The following is a 5821-nucleotide window of genomic DNA, read 5'->3' as shown; positions in this document are numbered from 1 at the left end:
GCTGCACCCAACTGATGACCAGCTGGAGAGTCCTACTTACATGACAATTTTCACATCACATAAACCCGTAAGTACACTGAGTGGTCATCAGTCGGTGTGCTCGACGTTAGCGACGTAGTGAATATGAAACATTACTCGATACCTCTCGCTCTTTGCTTGTTTCTTAGTCTGATATTAACGAGTTGTAACACACCGCCGTTGTATCGAAAGCGAGCCAAGGACCATCTCCGTGGAGAGAGAATCGAAGAGTCGTTGGTCAACAAAGTTGTAAACCGAAGACCGCTTACACTAAATGAAGCGGAATCGATAGCGGAATTCGAAAACATCGCTGTTCTACATCTCTTGGCAGCCAATCCAAGTACTCCGGTTCCAGTTCTCAGGAAACTTGCAGCGCATTCAAACTTCGAAGTTCACACTGGCTTAGTTTCAAATCCCTCAACACCATTGGAAATCGTGTTAGGTTTTAGAACCAAAGGCAAGTACACAACCGTCAACGATTATATCGCACGTAATCCGAATGTTTCACAACACATACTAACTGAAATGTTTAGAGGCAAAGAAATTGGGAATTTAAGCTTAGCGCTCAACCCCAATTGTCCAATAGAACTGATGTGGGCTATTTTTGACGAGGGGAACTCGGTAGACCAAGCGTGGCTGGCTCGTAATCCCAATCTTCCGGAGGATCTAAGACTGAAACTTAAGGCTGTTAGAGATACCGCTAACACGAAATCTAATGAGAAGAAACGCTAACAAACCGCTTCACTTTAACGGGGAATCCGCTGCCGCGATTTCCCCGTAGGTGAGCTTAACGTTATGTCAAAAGAAAATACAATGTATAAAAAATTCCTACATTCTGACCCGACTCGTTGCATTTACTTTTTTGTATCCTTCTTTTCATTAATGACGGCATTCGCCATTTATGTCCTTCATATTATGATCAGACTTGAAATGGAACCAATAATTTATCTCCCATTTATAGTGATTATTTATGCCGAAATTATGAGATTTTTCAGAATGAAAATTATGAAAGAAATTATTAAAGAAGAGTATGTATATGAAGGTAGAATTGAAGCTGTTGGTTTTAGCTTTATGGGGATAACTAAGTTTGATATTAGCTATACGGATGGGAAAAAGAAAAAAAATACATCTTTAACATCTAAGTATAATCACCGAGAAGCTGGAGAAGAAATCAAAGTTTTTATTCATCCGAACCACTTCTCAAAAAATATATTCATAACACAATCGACATAACAAGAAGATCAACCGAATAGCTGAACTTCGCTTCGCTCGTTGCTATTCGCTATCAGTTATCTAAGACGTTAGGACAAAATATGAAAATTTTCATACACACATTAGTTATTATTATTCTCACAAGTTGTAATGGAGGTCGTATACCATATGAAGCTGAGAAGTATGGACCCCCACAAAATCTAACAGTAACACAAAATGGAAATGAAAAAATTGAAAAACTTTTCTGGACTCATGGCCGAATTGCTAGCAAAAAGGTTTTTACAAAAGAAACTTTAAAAAGACACATCATTTATCTCCCCTATAAAGATCAAACTTCAATCAGCTCAATTACTTATTATGAAGGAGATCAAAAACTAGTCTATAAAGATGCTGGCTTTTGGATTATAAAAACCCTTTACGAGAAGAACCAAAAAGCTTTTCATTACGAGTTCAAGAAAGATTATTCGAAACTAGCAGAGTTAAAAAACATTTCGTTAACTAAAGAAGAGTTCGAAAAGTACTCATATTCTGAAAAAGATCCACACTTCCAAGTAAACCAATAAATCAAAAAAGTCCTAACCAACGGATCAACCTAATAGCATCCTGGACGTTCACAAAAATGGAATCAATATCCCCAAAGCAAATAGGATTGATGGCTGGAAGTCTTATCCTTCTCTTTTTGGTCATCTTGAATCCTCTGTTTGCTGCTCGGATTCCCGCACCGGCTGAAATAATTATTTTTAGCATACTATTTCCGCTTGTTCTCTGGGTCGGCGCTTTGTGCTTCTACGTAAAAAAGAAAATAGAAAAGAAAGCGAAATTTACTGTCATCTCACTCTATGGCCTATGTTTATTCGGCCTATCTGCTTTTAACTTTTACCTTATCGGATCAATTTGGGCTTCAATCTAAAAATAAAAATGTGAACCAGCCGGTGGTCTCAATTCCTTTCGCGCTTCGCGCTTCAGTCTTGAGACACCTCATCGTTCTGCAAAAAAAAATATGAAACTCATTCCATTACTCTTGATCACACTTTATATGTGCCTTCCATGTATCGCTCAGAAGGACCTGGATTCTGAGTTTTACAAGGCTATCGAGAAGGCCGAGGCTAAGTATCGTGTAGGAAAAGCCGCTCTGATTAAGAAGGCAGATAGGGTTGTTGTTTATTTGGTAGACTTTGACGGGATTTCCGATGACGACGTATTTGGTGGTGGAGATGGTAGCGAGACCATTTCAATTGCGCCTTACGGCAAGCGAACCAAGATTCTCAGCACCAAAGAGATTGGACCTGGTGATCGCAAGAGACTCCTCGAAACTCTAAGCAAGAAGATTGCTGAGCCCAAACACACAGGAGGAGCATTCTGCCATTTTCCGATTCACGGTATCAGGATTTACGCTGGGGAAGACCTTCTTCACGAAGGCACGTTTTGTTGGGTCTGTGGAAACTTTGTATTCAGCTATCCACAGGGAGCTGGATGGCTCGACACGAATGCCGAGTTGAAGAAGATTTTCACGAAGCTTATTCCTATTCCTCAGTCGGAGCTTGATCGTTTTCATAAGAAGTATCCTGGTGCAAAACCAAAAGGCGAACAAGTCGGCGCTGACCAACCCGCTACCGCTCCGGAGTCGAAGTCGGAAGGCAATCAGAAATCCCAACCAGAATCGGAGGGGCGCTCCCAGTAGCGGGTGGCAGGCCTCAAACGTTCGGTAAAGAAATGAAAGAAATCTACCAGCACCCGGTTCTCGAAAGCTTCACTCAAAATGACTGTGAACAGGTTTGGCATGCTTTTAGAGAAAAGAATCCAAATTGGACTTGGGCGCTTACGTTTTTCGGTCTTTGGGTTTTGTGGTCTATGTCATGGATGATCGGAGCTCAATATTTACACCAAAAATATGTCGAAGGACCATTTGCAGCCATCGGCTTGCATCTAATCCTTTCGCTTGTGATCGGCGTAATCGGTGGCGTCATGATTATCGGTAGAGTGATGCTTCCTAAGAGAATGAAAGAGTTCCACCGTTATCTGGATACCAAGGATGAAAACACTTTAATGGTTGAGCTGGGACTTCAAAAATGGGACACCGAACAAGTCAGTGGTGGCAACGGCTAACGCCGCGCCACACTTTGACGTTGACATTACAAGAAGATGAATATAAAATGTAAAATGCTCGCCATGTATTGGGCGATGATATGCTTTGTTGGAAGTGTACCTGTGTTGGCACAAGTTGAAGAGATTCCAGGCCGCTGGCCCGTTGAAAAGGCCAAGGCGTGGTATGACAAGCAGCCGTGGCTTGTCGGGTGCAATTACATCCCCGCTAATGCTATCAATCAGCTTGAGATGTGGCAGGCGGACACTTTTGATCCTGACATCATCAATGAGGAGTTGACCTTGGCGGAGAGTCTTGGTTTCAACACCCTGCGTGTTTACTTACATGATCTGCTATGGGAACAGGACGCAAAGGGCCTCTATGGGCGGATGGATCAGTTCCTTGATTTATGTGATCAGCACGGAATGAGAGTACTTTTCGTTTTTTTCGATGACTGTCATCGTCCCGATCCAGTACTTGGCAAGCAACCACCCTGCGTCAAGGGATACCATAACTCCGGCTGGGTAAAGTCACCTGCTACAGAATTGCTCATTCGCTATCACGACGGCAAAGCCACCGAGGAGGAAAAGAAGCGCCTGCAAGGCTACGTCCAGGAAACCATGCGTCGCTTCAAGAACGACAAACGCGTGCTGGCATGGGAACTGTACAATGAACCCGGCCGATCCGCTGGCAACAAATCCGTCCGCCTTCTGATGGATGCATGGAAGTGGGCACGCGAAGAGAACCCCTCCCAACCAATCTGTTCCACAGCGGAAGGATCAAACGGCAAGATCTACGTAGATATTGCGCGTGCAAATTCCGATGTCATTTCCTTTCACTGCTATAGTGACAAGAAGTTGGAAGACACCGTCAAGGTGTACAAGAAGACCGATCGTCCCGCCTTGTGTACTGAATACATGGCAAGACCTGGAAGCACGTTCCAAAAATCTCTTTCGATTCTCAAGAAGCATGGTGTTGCTGCCTATAACTGGGGCTTTGTCTCAGGTAAATCAGGTACTGTCTGGCCCTGGAAGACCCGCAAAGGCAAAGACGTCTACGAACTTCGGAAGCACAAAGACAGCGTTGTTCAGCCGGGTGAGGCATTTCCCGAACCGAAAGTCTGGTTCCATGATATATACCGCGTTGACGGAACCCCGTATTCCGAAAATGAGGTAGATTTCATCAGGAAGACAATTGGAGTAACTGCCAACAAATCCATCCAGGCGACGCCTAATGGCGCGCCTGATGAATGACGTTCTGTAATAAAAAATGAAAATAATTTTAAGCCTATTAACAATTTTAATTCTCTCTGGTTGTACAAACTACGAAAAAGAATTTAAGCAAGCTCTAGGAACTTCATTAACCTATACAGCTTATAAAAAAGAACCCGTCCAGCTATCAAAAGAGATGTTCCAAGAGGTCAAAAATTGGTTTCTAGAAAACACTGATAATTGGAGTTCATCTTATGTTAGTTTTGTACCTCATAATGAACTTAGCAACAAAACAATTACTATCAACATTCATAAGAACCAATTAATCGTTAACATGAAAAAGAAGAACGGAGATTGGATTCAAGCGACAAAGCCAGTTGATTCAGAAACTATTACATTTATAAAAAAACTAAAAAACTACAGAACAAAAAGATCAACCGAATGAGAACCATTCGCTGCGCTCATTTTTCTCATTCTCATCGGTTATCTAAGACGTTCGCTAAAAATAATACTATGCAAATAATCTCCGCAGCACCTTTGATAGATAAGTTCCAGAACAGCACCTTTAAGCAGTCTGAAGTGGGCCCATATTTCATGGCCTACATGATCTATATGGCAGTCGGATGGATTTTCGCATTTGGAGAGCCTAATCTGTGGGACATCGCTGCAGCACTTGCTTCCGTCGTAATCACAGTTTTTGGGTTGCTACACCTTAAAAGCAAGAATCTCGATACTTTTGATAATAACTTTGTGATCAAGTATTTTTGTCTTGGCTGGGTCATTACGGTTCGCATGTTGCTTTTGGTTATTCCAGCCGCAGTGGTGATCATGGCTCTGGCGTCTATTGTTGGCGGAGATGATGCATTGAGTCCCGCAGGGGCATTGCTTATTATTGGGTTCGAGATTGTGTTTTATTGGTGGCTTGGTTTGTTATTCGAACAATCAAATCAACCACAAAGCGAACAAGACGCTGCAATCGACAGAGAGTAGGTTAGCAGTCAGATTTTAACACTACTTTAAACCATTAACCAAAAAGTAAAGTTTCCTCTCACTCTCTCCGAGTGAGCTTTACGTTATCCCAAGAATCCATCATGTCGCAACCTTGGTCAGAATCTCTAGTCCGCTCCTCATTCTCAGAGTGGTTGATCGACGACGCGATCCGCGAAGCAAATGGAGCGATTGCTTCGGAGGTAGAGGCATTGCTACGAAAGTCAGCGGAGAAGAAGTCTCACGTATCCGAATTGCGGAAGGCTCTGAGTGCCGTAAAGCCATTGATCTCAAAAGATACCTTCGAGGC

General features: G+C 42.7%; 9 protein-coding genes. All 9 read left to right on the top strand.

The features are described 5' to 3' along the window. The first annotated feature begins 198 nt into the window (after positions 1-198). The gene (locus ABGY95_RS11600; RefSeq protein WP_347441846.1) at positions 199-750 is read left to right on the top strand and encodes a hypothetical protein; all 552 of its coding nucleotides are present in this window, start codon (positions 199-201) and stop codon (positions 748-750) included. Positions 751-1023: 273 nt separating this feature from the next. After that, positions 1024-1251 (top strand): hypothetical protein, encoded by a 228-nt coding sequence (locus ABGY95_RS11595; protein ID WP_347441845.1) that lies wholly within the window; start codon positions 1024-1026, stop codon positions 1249-1251. Positions 1252-1331: 80 nt separating this feature from the next. After that, a complete protein-coding gene (locus tag ABGY95_RS11590) occupies positions 1332-1793 on the top strand; it encodes a hypothetical protein (protein ID WP_347441844.1) in 462 nt (153 codons plus the stop codon). 437 nt (positions 1794-2230) lie between these two features. Beyond that, positions 2231-2911, top strand: a complete 681-nt coding sequence (locus tag ABGY95_RS11585; RefSeq protein ID WP_347441843.1) for a hypothetical protein — start codon at positions 2231-2233, stop codon at positions 2909-2911. 32 nt (positions 2912-2943) lie between these two features. After that, a complete protein-coding gene (locus ABGY95_RS11580; RefSeq protein ID WP_347441842.1) occupies positions 2944-3336 on the top strand; it encodes a hypothetical protein in 393 nt (130 codons plus the stop codon). A gap of 228 nt (positions 3337-3564) precedes the next feature. Continuing rightward, positions 3565-4566: a cellulase family glycosylhydrolase gene (locus ABGY95_RS11575; RefSeq protein WP_347441841.1), complete on the top strand. Its 1002-nt coding sequence runs from the start codon at positions 3565-3567 to the stop codon at positions 4564-4566. 16 nt (positions 4567-4582) lie between these two features. Then, entirely contained in the window at positions 4583-4969 is a 387-nt protein-coding gene (locus ABGY95_RS11570; RefSeq protein ID WP_347441840.1) for a hypothetical protein, read from the top strand. 68 nt (positions 4970-5037) lie between these two features. Beyond that, on the top strand, positions 5038-5514 hold the full coding sequence (locus tag ABGY95_RS11565) for a hypothetical protein (RefSeq protein WP_347441839.1): 477 nt from the start codon (positions 5038-5040) through the stop codon (positions 5512-5514). Positions 5515-5615: 101 nt separating this feature from the next. After that, positions 5616-5821: hypothetical protein (locus ABGY95_RS11560; RefSeq protein WP_347441838.1), on the top strand; the 206-nt coding region annotated here is incomplete at its 3' end.

The organism is Rubritalea sp., assembly GCF_039830215.1.
Classification (GTDB): Bacteria; Verrucomicrobiota; Verrucomicrobiia; order Verrucomicrobiales; family Akkermansiaceae; genus Rubritalea.
This window is presented reverse-complemented; position numbering and strand designations above follow the sequence as displayed.